This window comes from Desulfobacca acetoxidans DSM 11109, assembly GCF_000195295.1.
GTDB classification, from domain to species: Bacteria; Desulfobacterota; Desulfobaccia; order Desulfobaccales; family Desulfobaccaceae; genus Desulfobacca; species Desulfobacca acetoxidans.
In genome coordinates, this window is the sequence record NC_015388.1 from 1,836,722 (window position 1) to 1,861,708 (window position 24,987).

Annotated in this window: 23 protein-coding genes and 1 tRNA gene; 9 read left to right on the top strand and 15 right to left on the bottom strand. The window is 54.3% G+C overall.

The window, feature by feature from the left end; translation table 11 throughout:
- Nucleotides 1-70: 70 nt before the first annotated feature.
- The 5 genes from DESAC_RS08080 to DESAC_RS08100 form a co-directional block, all read right to left on the bottom strand.
- Nucleotides 71-1,393 (bottom strand): M16 family metallopeptidase, encoded by a 1,323-nt coding sequence (locus tag DESAC_RS08080; protein WP_013706585.1) that lies wholly within the window; start codon nucleotides 1,391-1,393, stop codon nucleotides 71-73.
- A 275-nt stretch (nucleotides 1,394-1,668) separates the two neighbouring features.
- On the bottom strand, nucleotides 1,669-2,637 hold the full coding sequence (locus DESAC_RS08085; protein ID WP_013706586.1) for an ABC transporter substrate-binding protein: 969 nt from the start codon (nucleotides 2,635-2,637) through the stop codon (nucleotides 1,669-1,671).
- Between the two features lie 30 nt (nucleotides 2,638-2,667).
- Nucleotides 2,668-3,342, bottom strand: coding sequence for a signal peptidase I (gene lepB, locus DESAC_RS08090; RefSeq protein ID WP_013706587.1), 675 nt, complete (start codon nucleotides 3,340-3,342; stop codon nucleotides 2,668-2,670).
- Between the two features lie 2 nt (nucleotides 3,343-3,344).
- Nucleotides 3,345-5,144, bottom strand: a complete 1,800-nt coding sequence (gene lepA / locus DESAC_RS08095) for a translation elongation factor 4 (protein WP_013706588.1) — start codon at nucleotides 5,142-5,144, stop codon at nucleotides 3,345-3,347.
- A gap of 46 nt (nucleotides 5,145-5,190) precedes the next feature.
- A complete protein-coding gene (locus DESAC_RS08100) occupies nucleotides 5,191-5,814 on the bottom strand; it encodes an HAD family hydrolase (protein WP_013706589.1) in 624 nt (207 codons plus the stop codon).
- Between the two features lie 196 nt (nucleotides 5,815-6,010).
- Between DESAC_RS08100 and DESAC_RS08105 the strand changes: the two genes are divergently transcribed.
- Nucleotides 6,011-7,936 carry a molybdopterin biosynthesis protein gene (locus DESAC_RS08105; protein ID WP_013706590.1) on the top strand — a complete coding sequence of 642 codons (1,926 nt, stop codon included), beginning with the start codon at nucleotides 6,011-6,013 and terminating at the stop codon, nucleotides 7,934-7,936.
- Nucleotides 7,937-8,029: 93 nt separating this feature from the next.
- On the opposite strand, the gene DESAC_RS08110 is transcribed toward DESAC_RS08105, so the two are convergent.
- On the bottom strand, nucleotides 8,030-8,764 hold the full coding sequence (locus DESAC_RS08110; protein WP_013706591.1) for a hypothetical protein: 735 nt from the start codon (nucleotides 8,762-8,764) through the stop codon (nucleotides 8,030-8,032).
- Between the two features lie 419 nt (nucleotides 8,765-9,183).
- Here DESAC_RS08110 and DESAC_RS08115 point away from each other — a divergent pair, with 419 nt between their 5' ends.
- Nucleotides 9,184-9,951, top strand: a complete 768-nt coding sequence (locus DESAC_RS08115; RefSeq protein ID WP_013706592.1) for a hypothetical protein — start codon at nucleotides 9,184-9,186, stop codon at nucleotides 9,949-9,951.
- 126 nt (nucleotides 9,952-10,077) lie between these two features.
- Here DESAC_RS08115 and DESAC_RS08120 read toward each other — a convergent pair whose 3' ends face one another.
- Nucleotides 10,078-10,923: a universal stress protein gene (locus tag DESAC_RS08120; protein ID WP_013706593.1), complete on the bottom strand. Its 846-nt coding sequence runs from the start codon at nucleotides 10,921-10,923 to the stop codon at nucleotides 10,078-10,080.
- Between the two features lie 135 nt (nucleotides 10,924-11,058).
- Between DESAC_RS08120 and DESAC_RS08125 the strand changes: the two genes are divergently transcribed.
- A tRNA-Glu gene (locus DESAC_RS08125) sits at nucleotides 11,059-11,134 on the top strand.
- Between the two features lie 938 nt (nucleotides 11,135-12,072).
- Here the strand turns inward: DESAC_RS08125 and wecB are convergent.
- A complete protein-coding gene (wecB, locus tag DESAC_RS08130) occupies nucleotides 12,073-13,236 on the bottom strand; it encodes a non-hydrolyzing UDP-N-acetylglucosamine 2-epimerase (protein ID WP_013706594.1) in 1,164 nt (387 codons plus the stop codon).
- 114 nt (nucleotides 13,237-13,350) lie between these two features.
- Here wecB and DESAC_RS15780 point away from each other — a divergent pair, with 114 nt between their 5' ends.
- Nucleotides 13,351-13,722, top strand: coding sequence for a CCDC90 family protein (locus tag DESAC_RS15780; protein WP_013706595.1), 372 nt, complete (start codon nucleotides 13,351-13,353; stop codon nucleotides 13,720-13,722).
- A gap of 53 nt (nucleotides 13,723-13,775) precedes the next feature.
- The gene (locus tag DESAC_RS08140) at nucleotides 13,776-14,081 is read left to right on the top strand and encodes a CCDC90 family protein (RefSeq protein WP_013706596.1); all 306 of its coding nucleotides are present in this window, start codon (nucleotides 13,776-13,778) and stop codon (nucleotides 14,079-14,081) included.
- An 85-nt stretch (nucleotides 14,082-14,166) separates the two neighbouring features.
- On the opposite strand, the gene DESAC_RS08145 is transcribed toward DESAC_RS08140, so the two are convergent.
- The 5 genes from DESAC_RS08145 to DESAC_RS08165 form a co-directional block, all read right to left on the bottom strand.
- Nucleotides 14,167-15,210: an NAD-dependent epimerase/dehydratase family protein gene (locus tag DESAC_RS08145; protein ID WP_013706597.1), complete on the bottom strand. Its 1,044-nt coding sequence runs from the start codon at nucleotides 15,208-15,210 to the stop codon at nucleotides 14,167-14,169.
- 160 nt (nucleotides 15,211-15,370) lie between these two features.
- Nucleotides 15,371-16,264 (bottom strand): sugar transferase, encoded by an 894-nt coding sequence (locus DESAC_RS08150; protein WP_052301921.1) that lies wholly within the window; start codon nucleotides 16,262-16,264, stop codon nucleotides 15,371-15,373.
- Nucleotides 16,265-16,426: 162 nt separating this feature from the next.
- On the bottom strand, nucleotides 16,427-17,728 hold the full coding sequence (locus DESAC_RS08155) for an IS701 family transposase (protein WP_013706598.1): 1,302 nt from the start codon (nucleotides 17,726-17,728) through the stop codon (nucleotides 16,427-16,429).
- Between the two features lie 130 nt (nucleotides 17,729-17,858).
- Nucleotides 17,859-18,383 carry a nucleoside-diphosphate sugar epimerase/dehydratase gene (locus DESAC_RS08160; protein ID WP_041283874.1) on the bottom strand — a complete coding sequence of 175 codons (525 nt, stop codon included), beginning with the start codon at nucleotides 18,381-18,383 and terminating at the stop codon, nucleotides 17,859-17,861.
- Between the two features lie 136 nt (nucleotides 18,384-18,519).
- Nucleotides 18,520-20,691, bottom strand: a complete 2,172-nt coding sequence (locus DESAC_RS08165; protein ID WP_013706599.1) for a Gfo/Idh/MocA family oxidoreductase — start codon at nucleotides 20,689-20,691, stop codon at nucleotides 18,520-18,522.
- Between the two features lie 95 nt (nucleotides 20,692-20,786).
- On the opposite strand from DESAC_RS08165, the gene DESAC_RS08170 reads away from it, so the two are divergent.
- The 4 genes from DESAC_RS08170 to DESAC_RS08185 are packed head-to-tail and all read left to right on the top strand — an operon-like array spanning nucleotide 20,787 to nucleotide 22,739.
- Nucleotides 20,787-21,290 carry a coiled-coil domain-containing protein gene (locus tag DESAC_RS08170; RefSeq protein ID WP_013706600.1) on the top strand — a complete coding sequence of 168 codons (504 nt, stop codon included), beginning with the start codon at nucleotides 20,787-20,789 and terminating at the stop codon, nucleotides 21,288-21,290.
- A gap of 41 nt (nucleotides 21,291-21,331) precedes the next feature.
- Entirely contained in the window at nucleotides 21,332-21,673 is a 342-nt protein-coding gene (locus DESAC_RS08175) for a hypothetical protein (protein ID WP_013706601.1), read from the top strand.
- Between the two features lie 41 nt (nucleotides 21,674-21,714).
- A complete protein-coding gene (locus tag DESAC_RS08180) occupies nucleotides 21,715-22,140 on the top strand; it encodes a hypothetical protein (RefSeq protein WP_013706602.1) in 426 nt (141 codons plus the stop codon).
- 41 nt (nucleotides 22,141-22,181) lie between these two features.
- Nucleotides 22,182-22,739, top strand: coding sequence for a CCDC90 family protein (locus DESAC_RS08185; RefSeq protein ID WP_013706603.1), 558 nt, complete (start codon nucleotides 22,182-22,184; stop codon nucleotides 22,737-22,739).
- A 137-nt stretch (nucleotides 22,740-22,876) separates the two neighbouring features.
- Here DESAC_RS08185 and DESAC_RS08190 read toward each other — a convergent pair whose 3' ends face one another.
- Both DESAC_RS08190 and DESAC_RS08195 read right to left on the bottom strand, forming a co-directional pair.
- Nucleotides 22,877-23,710 carry an XrtA system polysaccharide deacetylase gene (locus DESAC_RS08190; protein WP_013706604.1) on the bottom strand — a complete coding sequence of 278 codons (834 nt, stop codon included), beginning with the start codon at nucleotides 23,708-23,710 and terminating at the stop codon, nucleotides 22,877-22,879.
- A 38-nt stretch (nucleotides 23,711-23,748) separates the two neighbouring features.
- Nucleotides 23,749-24,987 (bottom strand): glycosyltransferase family 4 protein, encoded by a 1,239-nt coding sequence (locus tag DESAC_RS08195; RefSeq protein WP_013706605.1) that lies wholly within the window; start codon nucleotides 24,985-24,987, stop codon nucleotides 23,749-23,751.

Genomic DNA, 24,987 nt, shown 5'->3' on the forward strand with positions numbered 1-24,987 from the left:
GAGGGCAGGGTAGGTAGGCGCAGGTATAGGTTTTTTCCAGTCCCCAGTCCCTGACCCGTGATCCCTGCATTTAACTAACCGGTCCTAAGATAGCGTTTTCTTCCGGAGATACCGGTTTGACCACTACCACGGTGCGGTTGTCTTCGCTAAGGTAGGTCCGGGCTGCCTGCTGCACCTGTTCCAGGGTCACGCTTTCATAGGCAGGGAGCAGGCCGTTGGCGCCATTGACATTACCGGTTTTCAGATAGAGCAGTGCGGTCAGCAGGCCGCGATAAAAGTTATTGGCCAGCACGCGGACGGTCTGGGAACGCATCAGCTTTTTGACTCTTGTCAGTTCATCGGTTGTCAGGCCGTCGGCTTTAATCCGGCTAATCTCTTCCCAGACGGCTTCTTCCAGGGCGGCCAGGGGTTGGCCGGGTGGGACGATGCCGGTGATTACCAGCAGTCCCGGGTCCTGAGGGGTGAAGGGCGGTGGGGACAGATCCACATCTACTTCGATAGCCAGTCCCGGCCGCACCATTTTTTGATAGAAGCGGGAGGCCTTTCCCAGACCCAGGGCCGCCGCCAGCAGCATGAGGGGATAGATATCCGGGTCTCGTAGCGCCGGCGTATGAAAGCTAGCCAAAAAGGCCTCGACCTGAGAAACTTTTTTGAACACCGCGCGGCGCTCCCCCCGTTGAGGAGGTTCTTTGGTGTAGACCGCGGGTACCGGTCCGGAGCTCGGAATGTCGCCGAAATAGCGGGCCACCAGTTCCCTGGCTGTTTCCGGTTCAACGTCTCCCGCCACTGACACCATGATGTTGGCTGGGTTGTAATAGGTGCGGTGAAATTCCAGGCAATCGGCCAGGGTCATAGCCACCAGATCATCGTCCCAGCCGATGACCGGCCACTTATAGGAATGCTGCGTATAGGCCAGGGCGAACAACAACTCCAGGGGAAGGCCGAAAGGGCTGTCGACGGAGCGCAGTTTGCGTTCGCTGCGCACCACTTCCCGTTCGGAGGCGAAGCTTTCCGGTGTGAGATCCAGATTACGCAGTCGTTCCGCCTCGAGGCGGACAACCAGCTCTAAATGCTCTGATGGGATATTCTCAAAAAAAGAGGTGGTGTCATGGGTGGTAAAGGCGTTGACATCTCCTCCCTTGGCCTGGATAATACGGGCGAACTCTTCCGGCCCCAATTCTTTGGAGCCCCGAAACATCATATGTTCGAACAGATGGCTGATGCCGGTGATGCCCTGCCGTTCGTGGCGCGAGCCAACGGCGTAATGCACCTGAAAAGAAACAATCGGCATACTGTTGTCAGGCAATACCAACAGCTTCAGGCCGTTATCAAATTGATATTCCTTGATTCCAATGGCCGGATTCCAGTTTTCGGGGTCGAGAGTTTGTTTCATAATTTGTCCCTATGATTAATCAAAAAATAACTCTTGCAGAGGCTATTAGATCCTATCATTCTGCCTTGCTGCGGCTGTACTATTATAAGGTTCGGTAGCGCAGACCTCCAGCTCTGCGTCATAAGGGAACCATAATGAACACAGACCCGTAAGCTTGTGCCTTTCAATAGGACTTGGAATGAACTTCATGGAAAATAACTCTTACCTATGCTGGAAAACCTGTATCACTCCCAAAGAGGCTCGAATATCCCCTTCGATCAGATTAAATCTGGTGCTTACGGTGTTAGGGTCCGGCGCCTCGTTTCCCGGTTGGCTGGCGGATATCCGGCCCAGCGGCTCAGGAGATTTTCATCCACGGTTAACTTCACCGGCGAGTCATGGACGATGGGGATGGAGGCCGGTTTCGCTCCCGCCAGCAGTCGGTTGGCTAAGTCGGCGGCCTTTCGGCCCACCGCCTCGTAATCCAAGGTAACACTGAGCACGGCGCCTTTGCCCTTAATTCTCGGATTGCCATTTACCACCACGAAACACCGGGCGGCCCCTTTCTGGAGCAGGAGGGGGCTGTAGCGCCTGGCATTCTGATCCGGCGGGATAAAAACCACCTGTACCTTTTGTTTCTCGAGGGCCTCGAGGGCCGCTGCTGCTTCCCTTTGATCGGTCAAAGATTGCACCGTCAGGGTCAGACCGGCTTTTTGGGCCAGGTCGGCAAAATTCTGCTGCAGTTCCACCGAACTGCCCTCGTAGGGATCATAGATCAGCCCCCAATGGCGTCTGGCGGGGAAGAGCTTCAGTCCCTGTCGGATGGCCTCTTCCAAAGGGGGTGGGCTGGCGATGCCGGTGATATTTTCCTGATGATCTTCCGGATGATGTTTATCATATGCCGCACCGGTGTGATACGGGTCGGCCACCATGGCAAAGACCACTGGCGTCCGTTTTATTTCGGGAGCGGTCAGCATCAGCGCCGGGGTACCCAAGACCACCAGGAGCTGCAGCCTTTCAGAAGCTAGCTGCCGCACTAGCTGTACTCCTGTGGGGTAGTCTGCGCCAATATCGACTACTGACAGAGACCTGGCCAGGCCCTTCTCCAGACCGGCAATGACGTTTCTGGCCTGAGGGGTGGAGGTCCAGGAAAAGACTTTGATCGTGCCTGCCGATCTATCCGGGGAGCAGCCGGGGGTAAGAATAAAAGCTGCTACCAGGAAGTTAAGGAACAGATACTTGGCGCTTAAGGTTGTTGAGGCCATCGTAGTTGAGTTAAGATATAATCTCTATCGCTAATAAATGAGCTTACCGATCCGGTCCAGGCGTGGCCGGAAGGTTTTGCTGTCCCAGGACCAGTAGATGATCAGGGCTTTGCCCCGCACATTAGCTACCGGCACCGTCCCCCAGAAACGGCTGTCGTAGCTGTGATCCCGGTTGTCGCCCATGACGAATAATTGTCCCTGAGGAATCTTTACAGGTCCGAAGTTGTCCCGGTTCGCACCCTTTAGGCCGTTTGCCGAAATCCAGGCGTCATTCTGATCAATGATATGAAAATCCTTATGGATCGCCTGCGGGGTTTCCACTAACTGGTCATTGATGTAGACTTTCTTGTTGACGATCTTAATGACATCCCCGCCGACGCCGACGACCCTTTTGATAAAATCTTTGGAGGGATCGTTGGGAAAGATAAAGACCACGACATCCCCGCGTTTCGGCTCTCCGGTAGGAATAATGACCTGGTTGTTAAAGGGGTTACGGATACCGTAACTGAACTTGTTGACCAGGAGGTAGTCGCCGATCTTGAGGGTGTCCAACATCGATCCGGAGGGTATGGAAAAGGCCTGCACCACGAAGGCCCGGATGAACAGGGCCAGTAACAGGGCGATAAGAATGGCCTCCAGGTATTCCCGCCATAAGGGTTTCTTGCGAGTTTTTGGCTCAGCCTGATTATCCTTTGCTCTGGCCATGTCTACTCTCGCATTCCAAAGACCGCCAGGAAGGCTTCCTGGGGAATCTGAATCTTGCCGATCTGCTTCATGCGCTTTTTACCTTCTTTCTGTCGCTCCAAAAGCTTGCGTTTGCGGGTGATATCACCGCCGTAGCATTTGGCCGTGACGTTCTTTCGGAGCGGTGCCACCCGCTCTCGGGCAATAACCCGCGAGCCGATGGCTGCTTGAATCACCACTTCAAACATCTGTCGGGGGATGATCTTTTGCAGCCGTTCGGTCAGCTCCCGGCCCCAGCGGTAGGCCTTATCTTTGTGGACAATAACGGACAGGGCATCGATAGGTTCGCCGTTGACCATTAAATCCATCTGAAGCAGCGCCGACGCTCGGTAGCCCAGCATCTCGTAGTCCATGGAGGCGTAGCCCCGGCTCAGGGATTTGAGCTGGTCGTAAAAATCCATCAGGATCTCATTGAGCGGCATCTCATAGATAATCAGGGCCTTCTGGTTGGGGAAGAAACGGATCTCCACCTGTCGGCCGCGACGGTCTTCGCACAGACTTAAAATATTACCCAAATATTCTGCGGGGGTATGGATCTCCACCCGGACCAGAGGCTCTTCCAGATGCTCGATCTTGCCCCAAGGCGGTAGTTTTAAGGGATTATCTACCCAGATTTCCTCGCCCCTGGTGGTCACTACCTTATAGACTACCGTGGGAGCGGTGGCGAGCAATGACAGTTCGTACTCCCGCTCCAGCCGCTCTTTGATAATCTCGAGATGTAGCAGTCCTAGAAACCCCAATCGGAAGCCGAACCCGAGGGCGGCGGAGGTCTCCGGTTCATAGGTGAAGGAGGAGTCATTCAGCCGGAGCTTTTCCAGGGCTTCCTTGAGTCGGCCGTAATCTCCCGGGTCAACCGGGTAAAAACCGCTGAAGACCATGGGCTTGATCTTTTTGAAGCCGGGGAAGGGGGTTGGGGTGGGGTTGAGGGCATCGGTGATGGTGTCGCCAATCATGGCATCAGCCAGATTCTTGATCGTGGCGGTCAAAAAGCCGACTTCACCGGCGCTCAAGGATTCCACCGGAGTGGCATAGGGGTTGAACACCCCTAACTGATAGACCTCGTAGGTCTTACCGGTCGCCATGAGCAGGATGCGCTGACCCCGATGGACCGACCCGGCCAACACCCGGATCATCACCACCGTCCCGACATACGGATCGAACCAGGAGTCGAAGATCAGCATTTTTAAGGGGTCGGTGGAACGGCCCCGGGGCGGAGGCACCCGGTTAACGATGGCCTCTAGAATTTCCTCGATGCCTTGGCCGGTTTTGGCGCTGGCCCGGATGGCCGTGGAGGGATCGAGACCGAGAATTTCTCTGATCTCCTCTGCGGTCTTATCTGGGTCAGCATTGGCCAGATCACATTTGTTGAGCACCGGGATGATTTCCAGATTGTTTTCCAGGGCCAGGTAAGCATTGGCCAAGGTCTGGGCCTCCACCCCCTGGGAGGCGTCTACCAGAAGCAGAACCCCTTCGCTGGCGGCTAGGCTGCGGGAGACTTCGTAGCTGAAATCTACGTGCCCAGGGGTGTCGATGAGGTTGAGAAGATATTCCCGACCATCTGCGGCTCGATACCACAGCCTCACCGCGGCGGCCTTAATGGTGATGCCCCGCTCCCTCTCCAGGTCCATAGAATCAAGGAACTGATCACGTTTCTCACGGGAGGTGATGGCGCCGGTGAACTCCAGCAGGCGATCCGCCAGGGTTGACTTGCCGTGGTCGATATGGGCGATAATGGAGAAATTTCGGATATATCGGGGGTCCATGAATAATAATTAAAGGGTTGGAGCCGAGACCAGCAGCCCCCCCCGGCTAGTCGATCAGGTGGCGGATTAGTTCAGGGCCTTGGGCGAATGAATCCAGGTAATAATCGGCTTCCAGTCGGGGATTGCGGAAGGCGACCAATTTGACCCCGCAATTGCGGGCGAACTCCTGGTCGACCAGAGAATCTCCGAAGTAGATGGCTTCCTCGGGTTCAATGCCGAAGTAGTGAAAGATTCTCAAAAATGATTCCGGATGAGGTTTGGGATGCGCCACGTCCTGGGCTGAAATAATGATATCAAAATAGTCCCTCAATCGATGGTGCTCAAAAACGGCCTTTGTGGTGGTCGTGCGGTTGGTGGCTACTGCGGTGCCGAACTGGGGACGTAAGAATTGCAAGAATTCTATGAGATGCGGTTCTTGGAGCATCAGGGGAATAAACTGTCCATAGTCCAGACTGCGGCAGTAGCGGATGACCTCCTCCAGATCGGGATGATCGGGAAAGATATAGGCCAGTGATTCATAGACCGTGTGTGCGTGAACATAGTCCACCGCTGACTCACCCATCGGCGGTCGCTGGAAATACTTCAGGATATGATTATAGAAAGTAATATTCGAGGCGCGGGAGTCAAAGAGCACCCCATCACAGTCAAAGGCGACAACTTTTAATTTCATAGAAGCATTGATTATTTTAAAAATTTATTATCAGGAGTATACAAGAACTGCATTTTAATTTAAAATAATAATTTAACCTTTAAATGAATAATTGTCAATTATCATGAGGAAAAGATTATGCAGGGGAGAATAGTGCTAACATCGGGTTCCCTCATTTTCACGAGGGCGCTGTCGGCCAAGTGGCAATAAAGGTCTTATGAAACGTCATATCTACCTGAAAATGAAGACGGTGGAAGAGGCGCGCCAGCTTTTTCGATCCCGTTTTGACCCGGATACATTCCTGCCGCCCGAGGAAATATTGACGTCTGCGGCCCTCGGTCGGGTAACTGCGGTGCCGGTTTTCGCCCGATTGTCCTCACCCCACTATCACAGCGCCGCCATGGACGGCTATGCGGTAGCGGCCGAAGTTACGTTTGGGGCCAGCCAGGATAGACCGAAGCTCCTGGAACTCGGACGGCAGGCATTTCCGGTGAATACCGGCAATCCTCTGCCGAGCGGGACAAATGCGGTCATCATGGTGGAAAACGTCCATCCGCGAGATGAGGCGACCATTCAAATTGAGGCTGGGGCTTATCCCTGGCAGCACGTCCGCAAGGTGGGGGAGGATCTGGTGGCCCACGAGATGGTGTTGCCGGAAAAGACCGAAGTGACGCCTTACGCTCTGGCGGCGCTCTTGGCCGCCGGAGTGACTCGTCTCCTCGTCCGGCGGCGGCCGCGGGTGGTTATTATTCCTACCGGGGATGAATTGATCTCGGTTGCCGAGATTGAAGCCGGCGAGGTTCCTCCTGGCCGCGTTATCGAATTTAACTCGCTAATGTTGGCCGCCCTAACCGAGCAGTTGGGCGCCCTGCCCGAGGTTCGCCCCATTGTCCCCGACCGCCGCCAGGAGATCAGGGCCGCCCTGGCGGAAGCAGTGCAGCAGGGGGATATGGTCATCATCAATGCCGGCTCTTCGGCCGGGACCGAGGATTACACCGCCCAGGTCATTGCCGAATTAGGAGAGGTGCTGGTGCACGGCGTGACCATGATGCCCGGTAAACCGACCATCCTGGGCGTGGTGCAGGGCAAACCGGTCATGGGCAATCCTGGCTACCCGGTCTCGGCGGCGCTCTCTTTTGATCAGTTCGCCGCCCCGCTTCTGAGCGACATCCTGGGGCGTCATCTGCCGCCCCGGCCTACGGTGGCGGCTCAGCCAGCCCAAAAAATCCCCTCCAAGGCCGGCCTGGAGGAGTTTATCCGGGTGACCCTGGGTAAGGTAGGCGAGCGGATCATGGCCACACCCTTGCCCCGGGGTGCCGGGACGATCACCTCACTGGTCCGGGCCGACGGCCTCATCCGCATCCCCGCCGCCAGCGAAGGGGTGGAGGCGGAAAAATCGGTTCTCACCGAACTGCTGCTCTCTCCCGAACTACTGGAGCAGACCCTGGTGGTCATCGGCAGCCACGACAACACCTTGGATGTGCTGGCCACCCTCCTCCGGCGGCATCACCCTGATCTCCGCCTGTCTTCGGCCCATGTGGGGAGCACCGGCGGGCTGCTGGCCCTGCAAAACCATCGGGCCCACCTGGGCGGCTGCCACCTCTTTGATCCTGAGACCGGCTCTTATAATGTGCCCTATATCAAGCGACTGCTGCCGGAGTTGCCCCTGAAGCTCATTAATTTGGTGCACCGGGCCCAGGGGCTCATGGTGCTTCCCGACAATCCTAAACGTATCCAGGGCTTTCAGGATTTAATCCGCCCTGGCGTCCAGTTCTCCAACCGGCAGCGCGGCTCCGGCACCCGCATCCTGTTGGATTACCAATTGGCCCAACTAGGAATTAAACCTCAGGCGATCCAGGGCTACCAGCAGGAGGAGTACACCCATATGGCCGTGGCGGTGAACGTTCTCTCTGGCGCTGCTGATGCCGGCCTGGGCATTATGGCAGCGGCCAGGGCCTTGGGACTGAAGTTTATTCCGGTGGTCACCGAACGCTATGACCTGGTCGTGCCGGAGACAACCTTTGCCGACGGGCGTTTTCAGAAGTTATGGGCAATTATCTGCTCGGAGGAGTTCAAGACCACGGTGGCGGCCATGGGCGGTTATGATACCAGGGACACGGGCGCCGTCATGTATGAGCAGTGAGCTGCAGCGCCGGATCAAAGGGTGGTCCCGGCAGATAAAAAGGCCCCGGTTTTGAGCCGGGGCGCCGGGGTAGAGCGTATAACCGCAAGTAAACTAGTTGCGGGAAAATCTCCGCAGGCCCAGGAGACCTAAAAGGCCGGTGCCCAGCAGCATTAAGGCACCCGGCACTGGCGCCGGCTGAAATTGCTCCACAGAGCCGATGGTCATATCGTCAAAACCGAAATAGTCGGTATCAGAAGCGGTATTGCCAAAGGTTGCTGTGATAAAGGGGTTGTCGGTGTCAATCACCCCATAGAAGAGGACGGAACCTCCTTTACCATTGACAGTATTAGGGATGGTATAGTTGGTGGTGACGCCGTTTTCCGTTTTTAGGGTAACTTGGCCGCTGAAGTCGCCGATATCGATGCCATAGAATCCCAAGGCCGCGACCGGGCTGTTAAACTCAATGTAAAAGGTGCCGCTGCCTTCCCAATAATTCGAACCGGAAGTGGCATAGCGGCCGTCCCCATTCGTAGTTCCCGGGGTAACACTGTTTACATAGCCAGTGCCGCTCAGAGTGGCGGTGCCGGCGCCGGGAAACGTGATGGCAAGGGGAGCGCCGGTACCATCAGCATAGCTCTCAAAATTCTCGGTGCCGACCCCTATGAGATTAGAAAGAAAGGAACTCCTGGCCGCCGCGGCGTTGGGCCAGGAGGAAAGGGGGGTGCCTTCGCCCAAACCGAGGTCCTCCCCAAAAAAGGTTTGCTGGAAGGCCAGGGCCAGGCCACTGCTCAGCACCAAGGTGAGAGCCGCCACCAGCAGGGTTAACATCAGCTTCTTCTTCCTCATAGACAAACCTCCTGAAGTAATATATTTGTGCGATACGTTCTTGAATGATAATTGCAATAAATATACCTGGGACTGGGATTTTTTATAGCATAATAATATCATATAGTTATATAGTATTTACTGAGTATAATATTCTGTTCTGTTTCGATATATAAACAGTTATTAAAAAGATATTCGACCATATCGATTAACTAATTGTAATTATAAGGATTTATATGTTTAGAGAATTGAACGGTATAATGCCATTATCTGGTCGGGCGATTGTATTATGACCGAGAATCAGAACCTAACCTGGCAGGTAAACAATCCCAAGCTTCCTTGCCTGTTGTCTTCATGGTTACATGACCGCCGAAAATACAGAATATTTTGCGGTGACCAGTTGCTGACCGATAGTGTTTCTCTCTGCTGTGGAGGTGCTGATGTCTTTTCTCGACATGACCCGCTACCGTCCCTATCGCCCCATGGGGCGCAGTTGTCTGACCCGGGCTATCAGAGACAAACAAGTCCTCTGGGTCAGGCCCGAACCCCGGATTTCGACCGACGGCCGTTTTAGCGCCCGCATCCTGTACTTAGCCGATACTGAGGCAGTGGCGGAACTTTGGCGGCAGGCGTATCCGGAAATCTACGGTTCAGAGCATGAATGGATCCTTTTTCCCGAAGAGTACGTCTCCCGCGTTATCTTTGCGGAAACTTGGGAACAGGAGGCCCGGGGCAAAAAGTGCTGCATGCTGGTGGTGGAAGAGGTGGCTAGCGGAAGATTGGCGGCAGGAAGTCTGATGACCAAGTCCGATAAAAATCTTCAGATAGAGTATACTTTTGCTGGCACGCACCCGGATTACCGCCGGTTGGGCCTCATGGGTCTGTTAGGGGAGATCATGTGGTGCATGGCCCGCAGCTCGGGGGCGGAATACCTTACCACCTTCTTGGAAACCTGGCACACCATCACCCAGGCGGAGACCATGAAGTTTGGGCGAGGTTGGAAGCTCGCCGGCATCTTCCCGGGCAACTTCACCCGTTGGGCCGGAGACAACCAGGAGTACCGAGCCTGCGAAATTTATCTCTATCAGTTTATTAATCAGGGGGAGAGATACGCCAGCAAACCCGAGGAATGGCAGCTGCACCCCGAGATCAGGCGTTTGTGGCAATATCTGGAAGACCTCAATGCCAGATTGGAAAATAATCAATAAATCTGCTGATTCTTAAAAATTGGGATTCGAGATTCCAGACTCTATCCGGAGGCATTCTCAGGCGATTGATAATCTTGGTCTTTTCTCCTTATGTTGGGATTTTGGACTTTTAATTATCCATTTCTGCTACCGGGCGCAGATCAAGAAGGCCTGGGGTAGGTGGAGGAGCATTTTTTCTGCCGTAGTGCCTAAAACAACATCCTTTAATTTGGAATGGCCATGGGCTCCCAAGCCGATGAGGGAGAAGCGGCGCTCTCCTGCAACTGACTGGATAACCTCTCTAGGCTTTCCCTCACGGGGTTCGAAAGAGACATTCAAGTTATAGGGGCACACATACGAACGCGCTTCCTCCAGAAAGGCGGTGGTAGTTTCCGGAGGTCCTACCGATAGCACGGTCAGCGGCGCCTGATTCAGGGTTGCCAGGCGGGTAAGCTGCCGCAGGGTGCGGTTAGCCGCCGGGCTGGCGTCATAGGCCAGCAGGAAAGGTCCGGCCAGCATCTGCTCCGGATCGCTGCCGGGCAGCAACACCGGTGCCCAGGAGCGCTTCAAGACGCTGCGGGTGATTTCGCTCAGCCAATCGGTTCGATTGCCGGAGGCCAGGCGGTTGCGCCCCATGACGACCAGGTCGGCGGTGTGAGAGGCCTGGACTAGCTCTTCTACAACATCACCTCGCACAACTTCTAATCCACTGGCTAAGGGACCGGCCACAGTGGCGAATAATTCGGCCAACCGTCGGGCTGCAGCTTCCTGTTCCGCCTCCATGCTGGCAAGCAATTCCGGATCGATAACTACTGGCGAACCGGCACCCAGATCATGACCGGGCGGCATCAGGGCAATTTCCGCTATTTCAAGTTTTTTGACAAACAATCCCCGGATGCGGCCGCCGGTCTGCTGTACCAGCGAGGTCGCGGCGCTCAATCCACGTTGGGATTCTTCGCCGCCATCAAGAAAAACCAGGATATTTTTAAACATCGGGCCCTCTCGTTTCGGGTGGAAATTACCTGATCAGCGTTGCCATTTCGATTATTATTATAGCATGACTCAGTCTGATAAGGGCCATGAAATCGCTTGACAGGCAAAAAAAAATACCATACATAATAACCGATTGGTCCCATCGTCTAGTGGCCTAGGATACTGCCCTCTCACGGCAGAGACACGGGTTCGAGTCCCGTTGGGACTACCACTTGATGCCATTACGGTGCTTGCTGCCATGGCCTTGGCCTTGCTGGCGGCAGCACCGGGTAGATAACTTCGAAGCCTTATGAGTTGCTGCTCATGAGGCTTTGTCTATTTTGAAAGAGGCAATAACCTGAGGTGTGAATAAAACGCAACAATCTGTTACTTATATAAAAACAGAATGTATTTGTAGCCTCTACGCCTCTGTTTTCATGCTTCGTTGTGTTCGGGAGAACATGTGAACTTATACGAAAACATTGCTCTTAAAGACGGCGGGCGCGGCCCGCCCTATGAGTAAATTGCCGATAAATTATCGATTATGGTATAGGGCGGCCCGTGGCCGCCGCTTATTTTGAACATGGTCGATGAGAAAAATGTGTATGAAAACAGTGAGCGGTGAGCAAAAAAGCATTATTGTGAGCAGCTGCCACGGTTCAGTTTTCATGCTTCGTTGTGTTCTTTAGGACATGAGTAACAGTTCAGCGTGTTGAGGAAAAGATGAAAAACATCCTCACCCTCACCCTCCCTGTGAACGGGGAGGGAACTTTCCCCCCCCGTTTACGGGGGGATAAGGGGGGTAAACGTAGTAACATACCTAACCCGCTTTATTCATGATATTTTGAAAAAGATAGCTAACTCATTTTAATGCCATGGATTAACAGGCTTACCTGAAATACAGACTGTTTTTTTGCACAGGCTGGAAAGCCTGTGCCACCGGGTATATGGGATTTTGGTGAATTATCCGGGCTAAAGCCTCAGAAGACTGAACTGTTACGAACATGATAATTTATTGGAACCGATAATCGTATGTTCACCCACAATTATAGGGCGAATAGTAGATTTGCCGCTCCGGCCAAATATTCGTCTTAGGATACAGTGGTTTGAGATTACGCCGATTATAACTCAGCACGGGTCCAGGCGCTTGCAACGTCGGCCCGGCGGGGTTCAGATAGTCTTTAGAATATCAACAATCTTTTCCGCGGCCTGGCCGTTTCCATAGGGATTGGCGGCCTGGGCCATTTTTTGGTAGCACGTGGGATCGGTTAGAAGCTCATTGGCTGCTGCGGTGATCTGCTGCCGTTGGGCCCCCACCAGCCTCACTGTTCCGGCCCAGAGGCCTTCCGGGCGTTCGGTGACGTCCCGCATTACGAGGACCGGTTTTCCCAGGGCGGGGGCCTCTTCCTGAATGCCGCCGGAGTCGGTGAGGACAAAATGGCAGCGGCTGAGGAGGTAAACAAAAGGGGCGTAGTCCAGAGGGGGTAGAAGGGAGATACAGCTACGGTGGGTATTAGCTGAAGATGTAGAGGGGGTATCCAGACAGGCACCGAGAATCTGGCGCACCGGTCGCTGGACGTTGGGGTTGAGGTGGACAGGGTAGACAATATGCAGGTTGTCGTTCTGCTCGGCCAGGTCTCGCAGGGCGAGACAGATATGCTGGAAGCCGTCGCCGAAGTTCTCCCGCCGATGGCCGGTGACCAGCAGCAGGGACCGGCCGTCAAAGGTTACCTGATGCTTCCGGGCAAAATACTCAATCCAGTGGCTGGCCTCCTGCTGCACGCGGCGGGCAACGAGGAACAGGGCGTCGATGACCGTATTGCCGGTTATCCAGATGCGTTCCGGCGGGATGGCTTCGGCCAGGAGATTGTCCCGGGCCCAAGGGGTGGGGGCAAAGTGATAGTCGGCAATAACTCCGGTGAGATGCCGGTTTAATTCCTCAGGATATGGCCGGTGTTTATCACGGGTGCGAAGGCCTGCCTCCACGTGGCCCACCGGGGTCTGACTGTAAAAAGCCGCCAGGGCAGCGGCGAAGGTAGTCGTAGTATCCCCATGCACCAGGACAAGGTCGGGTTTTTCCTGTTTCAGGATCGGCTTCAGTCCGAGCAGCACCCGGCTGGTGATATCGAAGAGATCCTGATTCGGGGCCATGATATTCAGATCATAGTCCGGCCTGAGCTCAAAAATCTCCAACACCTGGTCCAGCATCTGCCGGTGCTGGGCGGTGACGGCTACTTTGACTCTGAAAATCCCCGCTTCTTTCAGGCGCAGCACCACTGGGGCCATCTTAATGGCCTCTGGCCGGGTGCCGAAGATAAGGAGGACGGTTTTCATAGGTGCGGCCGGGCGATATCGGACTTAATCAGGATGATAGTTAAGAGATTGACATTTTTAGTTAATCTGTTAATATGAAAAGCATCCCGAGTTATTATCCTTCGAGGTTCCGAGATGCGCACCCTGGCTTTTGATACCCTGGAATTCGCCAAAAAATTGAAAACCGCAAATTTCACCCAGGATCAGGCGGAGGCCCTGGCCGAGGCCGTAGCCGGGATTGTGGAGGAGCGCCTGGCCACCAAACAGGACCTGAAAGAACTGGAAATCCGGCTGGAAACGCGGATCAAGGAGCTGGAGACCGGTCTCCGGCAATACATGAAAGAATTGGAAACCGGCCTGCGCCACGATATGAAAGCGTTAGATACCGGTTTGCACCGAGATATGCAGGAGATGGAGATGCGCTTGCGCCATGACCTGACCCTGCGGTTGGGCGGGATGCTGACGGGCGGTGTGGCGCTCGTGGCGGTTTTAGTGAAATTGCTGTGAAGTTAGACCGATGACTTTCAATCTTCATGTGCCCTTGCCCTTGAGGTTCCGAGATGCGCACCCTGGCTTTTGATACCCTGGAATTCGCCAAAAAATTGAAAACCGCAAATTTCACCGAGGATCAGGCAGAGGCCCTGGCCGAGGCCGTAGCCGGGATTGTGGAGGAGCGCCTGGCCACCAAACAGGACCTGAAAGAATTGGAAATCCGACTAGAAACGCGGATCAAGGAGCTGGAAACCGGCCTTCGAAGGGATATGCAGGAGATGGAGATGCGCCTGCGCCATGACCTGACCCTGCGGTTGGGCGGGATGCTGACGGGCGGTGTGGCGCTCGTAGCAGTTTTAGTGAAATTACTGTAGTGATAATACTGCCAGATTGAGCAATACTATTCCAATACCTATCCTTCTTTTCCCCCTTAAAGCCGGTAAAGCCTAACAGTTTATCTTACCCCTGCGCCCCTGCTTCCCGCACTGCCGATGACATGCCGGGGCCGAAGCGGGCGTCGGGGCTGATAAGGTTCCAGTTGTCCTTGAACCAGGCGATGGTGTTTTTGAGGCCCTCTTCAAAGGGGGTGTGGGGCTGGTAGCCGATGAGGTTTTGGGCCCGATCCACCGAGGCCAGGAGGCGCGGCTTGGTGTCCCATTTGCGGCGTTCAGTAAACTTCACCCCGGCCTCGTTGCCCACCTGGTCGTTGATCATCTGAGCCAGATCGCCGATCCGGGTCTCAACCCCGGAGGCCAGATTAAATTCCTGGCCGATGGCCGATTCAAAGTAGCCGGCCCGGAGCAGGCCGTCCACGATATCCCCGACGTAGGTGAAATCCCGGGTCTCCTCGCCGGTGCCGGTGATCGGCAGGGTCTGGCCCTGCATGGCCCAATAGATGAAATTCGGGATGACGTTGCGGTACTGGCCGGGAATTTCGCCAGGGCCGTAGGAATTGAAGAAACGGGCCTTGACCACAGGCAGGTCGTAGTGGTGGTGAAAGAAATTGCCGTAGAGTTCCCCCAGCATCTTGGTGATCTGATAGGGCGAACTGAGGTGCAGGGACATGAATTCCTCGGTCAGCGGCAGGGGGGCGCTGCTGCCGTAGATGGAGCAGCCGGAGGAGGCGTAGACGCAGCGCTGCACCCCGGCCATCTGGCAGTATTGCAGGATTTTCAGGGTGCCCAGGCCGTTGACCAGCAGGTCGGTCTCGGGGTGGTCCAGGGAGTTCTGGTTGGCGAACAGGGCCGCCAGATGATAGACGATATCGGGGCGTTCGAAAAATACCCGTTTAAGCTCCACTTCGTCCAGGATACTGCCTTCCACGAAGAGGACATTGGGCAGGGCCGGGACATTCCAGCGGGAGGCGGAGGACAGGTCGTCCAGGACAATGACCAGCCTGGCCCCCAGTTCCCCGAGGGCCCGGGTCAGGTTGCTGCCGATGGCCCCGGCGCCGCCAGTGACGAGAATGGTTTTCTGGCGGTAAAAGGCTTTGTAGTCGGCCATGTATGGCTCCAAATAAGGTTAGAGGTTAGGGGTTAGGGGTAGGGTGGGCATTGTCCACCCTACAAATACTCATATACTGCTCCAGTTAGCGTAGTCCACCCTACAAATACTCATATATTGCTCCAGATATGGTTAGTAATCAGTGGTTAGGTAAAATAGATCACCGCCCCCGGCCGAAGAGGACGATGCGTATTGTCTTGAGCAGGATGGCCAGGTCCAGAAAGAACCCCATATTCTTGATATAGTAGAGATCGTACTTGAGTTTCTCCCAGGTTTCCTCCATGGAGGCGGTATACGAGTACATCACCTGGGCCCAGCCGGTGATACCCGGTTTGACAAGCAGGCGATAGCTGTAGTAAGGCACCTTTTCCTGAACTTCGTTGATCTTGACGGGTACCACGGCAGCGGCAAGCTGTGCCTGGCGGCAGATTAACACCGGCTGGATAAACTCCTGGATAAAGACCTCCCGCTCCGGTCTGGGTCCGATCACACTCATATCGCCTCTGATGACATTGAGCAGGTTGGGCAGTTCATCCAGGCGGGTTTTACGCAAAAACCGGCCGATCCGCGTGATGCGGTGGTCTTCCGCTTCGGCCCATTGGGGACCATTGACTTCGGCATTCTCGATCATAGAGCGAAACTTGATGAGCCAAAAAGGCTTGCCGTCCTGCCCTAAACGCTCCTGCAGATAGAAGACCGCCCCCGGGCTGTCCAGTTTAATAAGCAGGGCAATAAGGATAAAGCAGGGCCAGGAGAGGGCGAGGGCGAAAAAGGCCAGGAACAGGTCGAAGATTCTTTTCAGGCGTCGATAGTAAAACTGGTTGGACCGCAGGCTGTTCAGAAAAAGCCAGACATCGGAAATATGTTCGATGGGGATTTTGTTAGCCAGGAATTCATAGAAACTCGGCATATCCAACACCTGGCAGTCCTTCCAGCAGATCCTGGTCAGAACCTGGATCAATTGCTGCGATTTTTCATGGGTAATGGCGACCACCAGCAGATTGATCCCGAAGGTAGCCTTAATGCGCGGGATTGAAGCAGAATCCCCCAACACCGGCACCCCGTCGATCTCGGCGCCGATTTTTTGGGGATCATCGTCGATAACTAGAGTTTAGAATCTGCGCATTTTCTTGTTGCCAAATTTTCAACGTACTTCAGCGTCACCGTATGTGGTAACGGTATCAACCAGACGAAATGTCATTAAGAAATGCGAACTTTATGCTGCTTTTTTGCAGGTAGCCATAAAATCCTCGTTGGGCAGCACGAATTTTTGCGATTTTCGATCCCAGCAGGCCCTGATGTTGACAAGTCGAAAATATTGTTGGACTGCTTTGACGATCCAGCCTGCGGTTACGGCTTGCTGCCGACGCCAAGGGATAGGGAAAAGTTGCGCTCCTTTCTGGTCGCCAAGCCAGAGAGCCAGTAACCTTGGCAAGCTGTAACTCAGGGAAATGAGCGTTGTCCAACGGGCCAATGTCTGGCGAGACTGCTGCCAGGCATTGATCAGACCAAAGCTGTGCTTGATCTCGTTGAACATCGGTTCTATCCACCAACGACGGCTGTACAATTTGATCACATTCGCTGCCGTCAAGGTGGGATCGGTAGCCAGCAACAGGGCCCAATTGGTCCATTTTCCGGAATCCTGCAGAAAGCGGCACCAGACTACTCGGCAAATATGTCCTTTTAAGAATCGGACTTTGGCCTGGGCAGTATAGAATTCGAAGCGTCGGGTTTTGCCATACGCCTTGATAGACGCGTGTTGTAAGGGCAGCAAGGGTTTGGCCTTGGCGAAGGTCAATTTCTCTCCATACTTGCGAGGTGCTCCCCGTCGAGGGGAGGATGGCTGGGTGGGCAAGAGATAACATACGGTGTCTCGGCGAACCTGACCAATGACCGTCACTGCCTGATGGATCAGACGGAGCACCAGAGTTTTTTTCATATACCAGGCGTCGAGTAGAAGTCGTATGGCGATGGCTCTTGGCACCCATTGACGAGCTAAAGCCATCAAAACTTGGGCGGCTTTCAGCTTTGATGTGTTTCCCGTAGTTCGTATGAGCCGCCATAACCATGGGAAGGCTGCGGTTCTGCCGGCATATGTTAACACTATGGCTAAAGCCACCCGTAATTGCCCGAAGATGAACGGCGGCCGGTTGGGTCTGTGGGCATGATCGTGATATATCGCTGCCGAAGGAGCTTTTTTCGAGGTTCTGGGCGTCAACATATCGTCTATGACCAGGGTAATGGTGAGACGAGGAAAGTAACGCAACACGAGGACAAGCCATTGGCGGCAAAGGCTTAACCAAGAAAAACCATTGCTCTGTAGGGCCTTGAAGTAATTGCTCCAACTCGTTTTGGCGCACACAGTGAGGATAGCATCGGTGATATGACCAGATCCTGATAAGATGTTGCCAAAGAGCAGTTCGAGTAACGTGGGACGGAGCTTGATAGGCACCGCCTGCCATAGGATAGTGAGCCACTGAGCAAGAACTTGATAGGGGATAAGAAGTTTTGTAGCCATTGAACAACCTCCCGAGAAAAGAATTTTCTTTTCTCGATTGGTCGCCAAAGGCGACCACGCGTTTGCGCGGGTCTGTCAAGCTTTTTTTCGTGGCTGATACATTTTTTTAATCAATCGTAGATTCTAAACTCTAGTCGATAAAACCGATGACCTCCAGACCGCTGTGCCGCCGCCGGTGGATGGCCTCCAAAAGTCGTCGGCCGGCTTTCCCGGCCCCGATAATCAATAACTGTCTCCTCAGGCGCCGCGGCAAGGCCAGGGCAGAGAAGAGGCAGCGCCAGGTTATCACCAGTAAGGTAAAAATACCGGCCTGGATAGTAATCTGGATGCGGCCGATGAAGACACCCAGGGGGAAGAAATACAGTACGATAATCGCCAGGGTACCGATAATCGACCCGCAGAGCAGCCGGGATAGATACTGCCAGCGCCTAAAATCCTGCTGATAATCATAGAGATCGGCGATATAAAACATGCCGAAATAGGTAAACCCCACGAGTATAAGTTCCGCTGCATTATTAGCAAGATAAGACCAGAAGTCGCTCAGCTTGGGATTTATGAGCATAGCCGCCCCGACCGCCAGCACAAATGCTAGCGCATCACCGGCCAGGAGGACCAGTTTCCAGAGGGAAATCTTGCGGCCAAAGAAGCTTAACATGGGTAAGGACAGGTAATGGGTAATAGGTAATGGGTGATGAGTTATGCCGGCGTTTAGCTGTCAGCAAAAACCAGGTGTAATAGATTCACCCCTCACCTTGGCCCTCTCCCCGCAAGCGGGGCGAGGGGATTTGAGGTTAGCTGATGGGGACCGGCTGCCGGGTTCTCAGCGATTCGAGGGCCTTGAGGGTGGCCTGGGTAGAGTTGGCATAGCTCGAAAAAAGTCTGGCTGCGGCGGCGGGTTCCCAGTGGTCCAGGAAAAAGGCCCGCAGTTCGTTGGCGTAGCCCATGTCCATGGACAGCTTTCTGACGGTCTGGCGGCGGCCGCCCTGGATGATGTGGATCTGGCGAAAGTCTTCGATGACGCCCACCGAATCCTCGCAGTAGACCTCGAATCGTTCCCGGGAAAAGGTTTTGCTGCCCTTGGCGGTGTAGAGGATGGTGCCGAGCGAGCCGTCCTGGAAGTTCAGGGTCAGGGTCAGGTTGTCCTCCGGAATATACCTGCCCATCACTCCGGAAATAGCCGCGGCGCACACCCGGACCGCCGGGGAGTCGGCCATATACCCGAGGAAATCGATAAAATGGCAGACCTCGCCCAACAGTCGGCCGCCGCCGACCTGCGGGTCATGGACCCACTGATCCAACGGGATGTAGCCGGCGTTAACCCGAAAGGTCATCACCAGCGGGGTGGTGCGGTTGGCCAGGGCTGCCTTGAGATTCATGGCCATGGGGCTGTAGCGGCGGTTAAACCCCACCATCAGGAGGCGGGCGCCGTCATAAGCGGAGATAATCCGGTGTAAGTCTTCTTCCGTCAGGCAGAGGGGTTTTTCCACGAAGACGTTCTTGCCGGCGGCCAGGGCCTCCAACACCAACTCGGCATGGGAATTGTGCCGGGTGGTGATCAGCACGCTGCCGATAGCCGAATCTTGCAGGATCTCCCGATAATTCGTACTCGCCTGGGCAAAGCCGTACTTTTTGGCAATCTGGTGGGCGCTCACCCCGGTAGTGGTGGCAGCCCGGGCCAGCTCCAGGCCGGGCAGCTTTTTCAGGGCCGGGAGCAGAATATTTCTGGTGAACATCCCCCCGCCGATGAGGCCTAGCGATCGGCGGGAAGGAAGTGCAAACGAGGTCGAGAGAAACGGAGTACCAACCGGGGCGGGTTTCCCGACCGCCCCCGGCTGATCGGGCTCAGGATAGGTTAGCAGCACCCCGATATACGGCTCCTGGTTTTTCAGGATGAGGTCGTAGGCCTGCAGGGCGTTATTAATGTCAAAGCGGTGGGTGATGAGACGCTCCAACTTCATCTTTCCCTGGGCGATCAGGTCTAGAAAGGCCGACAGGTTGCGGCGTTCGGTCCAACGGACATAGCCGACGGGGTAGTCAAAACCCTTGGCTTCGTAGAGGGGCGCCAGGCTGCCGGGTCCGGACGCTCGGGAGACGGAAAAGCGCAGTTCCTTTTCCCAGAAGGTCTTACGGGTGAGGCTCAGGTCGGCAACGCCCACCAGCACCAAACGGGCCCGCTCCCGGGCCACGGCCTCGGCCAGCAGGATGGGGCGGTTGTCCTGGCCGGCGGAGACAATGAGCACGGCGTCGGCGCCCAGGCCGCCGGTGCAGTTGGCCACCGCTTCTTCCACGTTCTCCTGGCCAGGGACCAGGGCCAGGTCGGCGCCCAGCTCCCGGGCCAGATCGCATCTGCGCCGGTCCAGGTCCACCCCGATCACCCGACAGCCCTGAGACGCCAGCAATTGCACAGTAAGCAGACCCAAGAGGCCCAGGCCGATGACGAGCGCCTTCTCTCCCAGGGTGAGGCCCGCCTCCCGGACGCCGTGCAGGGCGATGCAGCCCAGCATCCCGAAGGCCGCAGCCTCAAAATCGACTCCGGCAGGAATGGGAACACAGAGGTTTTCCGGCACCCAGAGCAGTTCGGCGTGGGAGGCGAAACCGGCACCCATCACCGCCACCCGGTCCCCCGGTTGATAACCGTTAACCCCGGCCCCCACCTCCCGGACCATCCCGGCGGCGCTGTATCCCAGCGGTACCGGCTCGTCCAGGCGGTTCATGGCCTCTTTAAAGACGCTGACGAAGCCTTCTTTCTGGGCCTTGGCCCAGGCCTGGCGCACCAGGTCCGGCCGCGCCCGGGCCTTGCCTACCAGGCTCTTGCGGCCCATCTCGATCATCAATTTTTCGGTCCCGGCACTGATCAGAGAAGCCACGTTATGCACTAACAGGCCGCCAGCCTTGACGGCCGGGGGGGGTACGTCTTCTAAGGTTATCTTGCCGTTTTTATAAGATTGGATTACCTGTTTCATATGAACCCATGGGCTGAGAATTTCTTTATTGCTAAGTTAATAAAAATACTTTATTATATTGCCAGCAGACCATTAAATCTGAGACCGGTGCAACCATGCTTTCGTATCAACGGGTGAAAAATATCGAAGACGCCCTGGGACCGCAGCAGGCGGAGCCCATCATCGCGGCTTTACAGGAACTGGACCGCAAGATTGATGACCAACGGAATGCGCTCAAGGCCGATCTGCTGATGGAACTGGCCACCAAGGCGGATGTTGCCGACCTGCGCGCCGAAGTCAAAGCGGATATTGCCAACCTGCGCGCCGAAGTCAAAGAGGATTTTGCCAACCTGCGCGCCGAAGTCAAAGAGGATATAGCCAATCTACGCACCGAAATCGCCAACCTGCGAACTGAAGTCAAAGGTGAAATCTCCAACCTGCGCACTGAAGTCAAAGATGATCTCGGCAACCTGAGAACCGAGATAAAGACCGATATTACCAGGCTGGACGGCGAACTGAAAAGCATCCGCCTGTGGATGAAGCTGTTGGTGGCCATTGGCATCCTGGGCATATCCTTTTTCAGCCCTGCCGCCGTAAAGCTGCTGGAGATGTTGAAATAAGCCATCATCGTATCGACCTGAAACAGTGAAAGAATAATGCCATGCTTACCTATCAACAGGCCAAAGATATCGAAGACGCCCTGGGGCCGCAGCAGGCCCCCAATTTGGCGGCGCCACAGGACGTAGATCGCCTTAAAAAAGAAAAGCAACTTGCCGCCGAACGATCCGCGGGAATAGACATCAGGCCGAAACTGGCTCAACTAGAGAGCAATTTGGCTTTGGATATCTCCCGCCTGGAAATGACGCTGCAAGTAGAAGTTGCCAGGATCAACGGCGATCTCAAGACACTCTGTTTGTGGATCAAAGTACTGATAGCCTTAACCATCTTCGGGATAGTCTCCTTCAGTCCCGTCGTCATGAAGCTGCTGGAGATGTTGAAATAAGCCATCATCGTATCGACCTGAAACAGTGAAAGAATAATGCCATGCTTACCTATCAACAGGCCAAAGACATCGAAGACGCCCTGGGACCGCAGCAGGCCGGACCGATATTAGTAGTCCTTCAGGATCTGGATCAGAAAATAGAGAAACAACGGACGTCGGTAAAGGCCGACCTGCTGATGGAACTGGCCACCAAGGCGGATGTTGCCAACCTGCGCGCCGAAGTCAAAGAGGATATTGCCAATCTACGCACCGAAATCGCCAACCTGCGCACCGAAACCGCCAACCTGCGAACTGAAGTCAAAGATGATCTCGGCAACTTGAGAACCGAGATAAAGACCGATATTACCAGGCTGGATGGCGAACTGAAAAGCATCCGTCTGTGGATGAAGCTGTTGGTGGCCATTGGCATCCTGGGCATATCCTTTTTCAGCCCTGCCGCCATGAAGCTGCTGGAGATGTTGAAATAAGCCATCATCGTATCGACCTGAAACAGTGAAAGAATAATGCCATGCTTACCTATCAACAGGCCAAAGATATCGAAGACGCCCTGGGGCCGCAGCAGGCCGGGCCGATATTAGTAGTCCTTCAGGATCTGGATCAGAAAATAGAGAAACAACGGACGTCGGTAAAGGCCGACCTGCTGATGGAACTGGCCACCAAGGCGGATGTTGCCGACCTGCGTGCCGAAGTCAAAGCGGATGTTGCCGACCTGCGCGCCGAAGTCAAAGAGGATATAGCCAATCTACGCACCGAAATCGCCAACCTGCGAACTGAAGTCAAAGGTGAAATCTCCAACCTGCGCACTGAAGTCAAAGAGGATATAGCCAATCTACGCACCGAAATCGCCAACCTGCGAACTGAAGTCAAAGGTGAAATCTCCAACCTGCGCACTGAAGTCAAAGATGATCTCGGCAACCTGAGAACCGAGATAAAGACCGATATTACCAGGCTGGACGGCGAACTGAAAAGCATCCGCCTGTGGATGAAGCTGTTGGTGGCCATCGGCATTTTGGGCATATCCTTTTTCAGCCCTGCCGCCGTGAAGCTGCTGGAGATGTTGAAGTAGGCGCGGGCGCGGGTAATGGGTTATGGGGTATTGGTCATTCGGTGTAGGGTGGGCACTGCCCACCGTAATGATGGTATTGAATTCTTTGGTGGGCCATGCCCACCCTACATATATCATTTCCCGGTGGCACAGGCTTTCTAGCCTGTGCCGAAGTTATCTGCAATATAAGCCGCCATCGTCCCGAACTGAAAATCCGCCAATAATCTCTCCAACCGCCCCGCCGTTTTGTGCAAATTGACGTATTGCCTGAATCCGGTGCGTCTATCCAAGCCTTTTAGCCTTGGGCACTCCGGGTCCAACTCCCAAGGATGCAGGTAGATAACCGCAGGATATCCTTGGCGGTTGACTGCCTTAATCATGGCCTTGGTCAGCGGGTAGGGATAGAGCCGGAAATAGCCGCCCCCGCCGAAAGGGATATTTTTTCCCCCAACCGTCACCGTGGAGGGAGGTATCTCCAGAAGCCCGTTGTCATGACGAAAAGGGAAGCGGGGAACATCGGCCATCCCGTAGAGGTCATGATGGCGGATGGGGAAAATGCTGGAATCATATCTGAAGCCTGCTTCTTTGATAATGTCCAAGGCCCACAACGTCTTTTTTACCACTGAAAAACTCGTGGCCCGGTAGCCAAGAACCTCTTGGCCGGTGATATCCTCCAAAAGCTGTTTGGCGCGTCGGGTATAGTCCCGGAAGGTTGTGGGGTCCAAATGGTAGATCAGTTGATGCCGCCAGCCATGACTGGCAATCTCGTGGCCTGCGGCAGCGATTTCCATGACAAGTTGGGGGTAGCGCGCAGCCACCCAACCGAGGATGAAGAAGGTGGCTTTTATTTCCCGTTGATGCAATAGATCCAGTAACTGGATTAAGTTTCTTTCTATCCTTGACTCCTGAGCATCCCATTGTTCTCTAGATATATAAGATTCCAATGCAGAAGTATGAAACCAGTCCTCGACGTCGATAGTAAGTAAATTCATTAAGTTAAGGGGATATCGAGAAAGACTTTAGAATTCTGCTAAAAAGTTCGATGTTGATTTATGGCTTCCTGGAAAAGGGCTTCGTATTTAGCTACGCAAGCCTGGCGGGAAAAATGCTCGACTGCATATTTGCGCCCGTTCCGGCCATAGAATTCGCCAAGTTCCCTATCATGGTAAAGTCTTAGAATAGCTTCCGCCAGTGCTTTTGGGTTCTCAGGCTCCACACAGATACCGCACCGGGCTTCATTTATAAGCTTAGGTGCATCCCCCTGGAGGGGCATGCTGGCCAGCACCGGCCGCCCTGCGGCCATGATGCTGAGAATTTTGGAGGGAATTACTGGGGTTTTAATGTTCTTTTTTAAAGGAACCAGGCAAATGGCGGAGGAAGCCAGAATCTGAGGAAATATATTCCGGGGTTGCATTGGGAGAAACTTGATATTCTTGAGATGTAAATCTTCAGCATTTTTAGCCGCTAGATCTCTGTCTACTCCCCCCCCGACCATTAATAAGAGAATATCAGGATAATCTTGTAGATGAGCACATGCTTCTACAATCGAGACGATTCCTTGAGAAATTCCCATGGTACCCGCAAAAGAGACAATGAATTTACCGCCCAAGGCATGTCGGTGGCTAAAATCGTTGTCTTTTTCCTCAGGCTGTATCATATCAGTATCAACCCAATTAGAGACGACTTGCACCTTAGCGGCCGGCACTTCTTTTTTGATTTCCAGGAATTCCCTGTTTCCTTCAGAATGGACTGTGATAAAGGTCGACTGCTTATAAATAAAAGCTTCAATCTTTTCAAAAAGCCAGATCAAGGCATTATTCCTAAGTTGCCCCAGATCAATAAGGCATTGTGGATATAGGTCTTGAGCATTGAATACAAAAGGAACATGCCAAATTTTTGCAATAGTATAGGCTGTGAGACCCATGAGCAGCGGTGGGGAATAATTTATTACCACATCATGCTTATCCTCAAGGATGCCACCCAGACAGAAGACTGGTGGGACCATAACATGGCCGAGTTGGTATTTTAATACCCCATCCGGTAAGGGAGGGTTGGCAAGGCGCAACACCCGGATGCCGTTCATAGTCTCACGATAAATCAAATTACCATTGTATTTGGGATCGACTGTTTCCAGATTGTACCAGGGTATGGAGGTAATCGCCGTTACCTGGTGGCCACGTTGTACCAAGGTCTCACAGAGTTCAAAAAACAAATGCGAAGCGGTACCAATCTCCGGGGGAAAGTATTTGGTTAGGGCCAGTATTTTCAT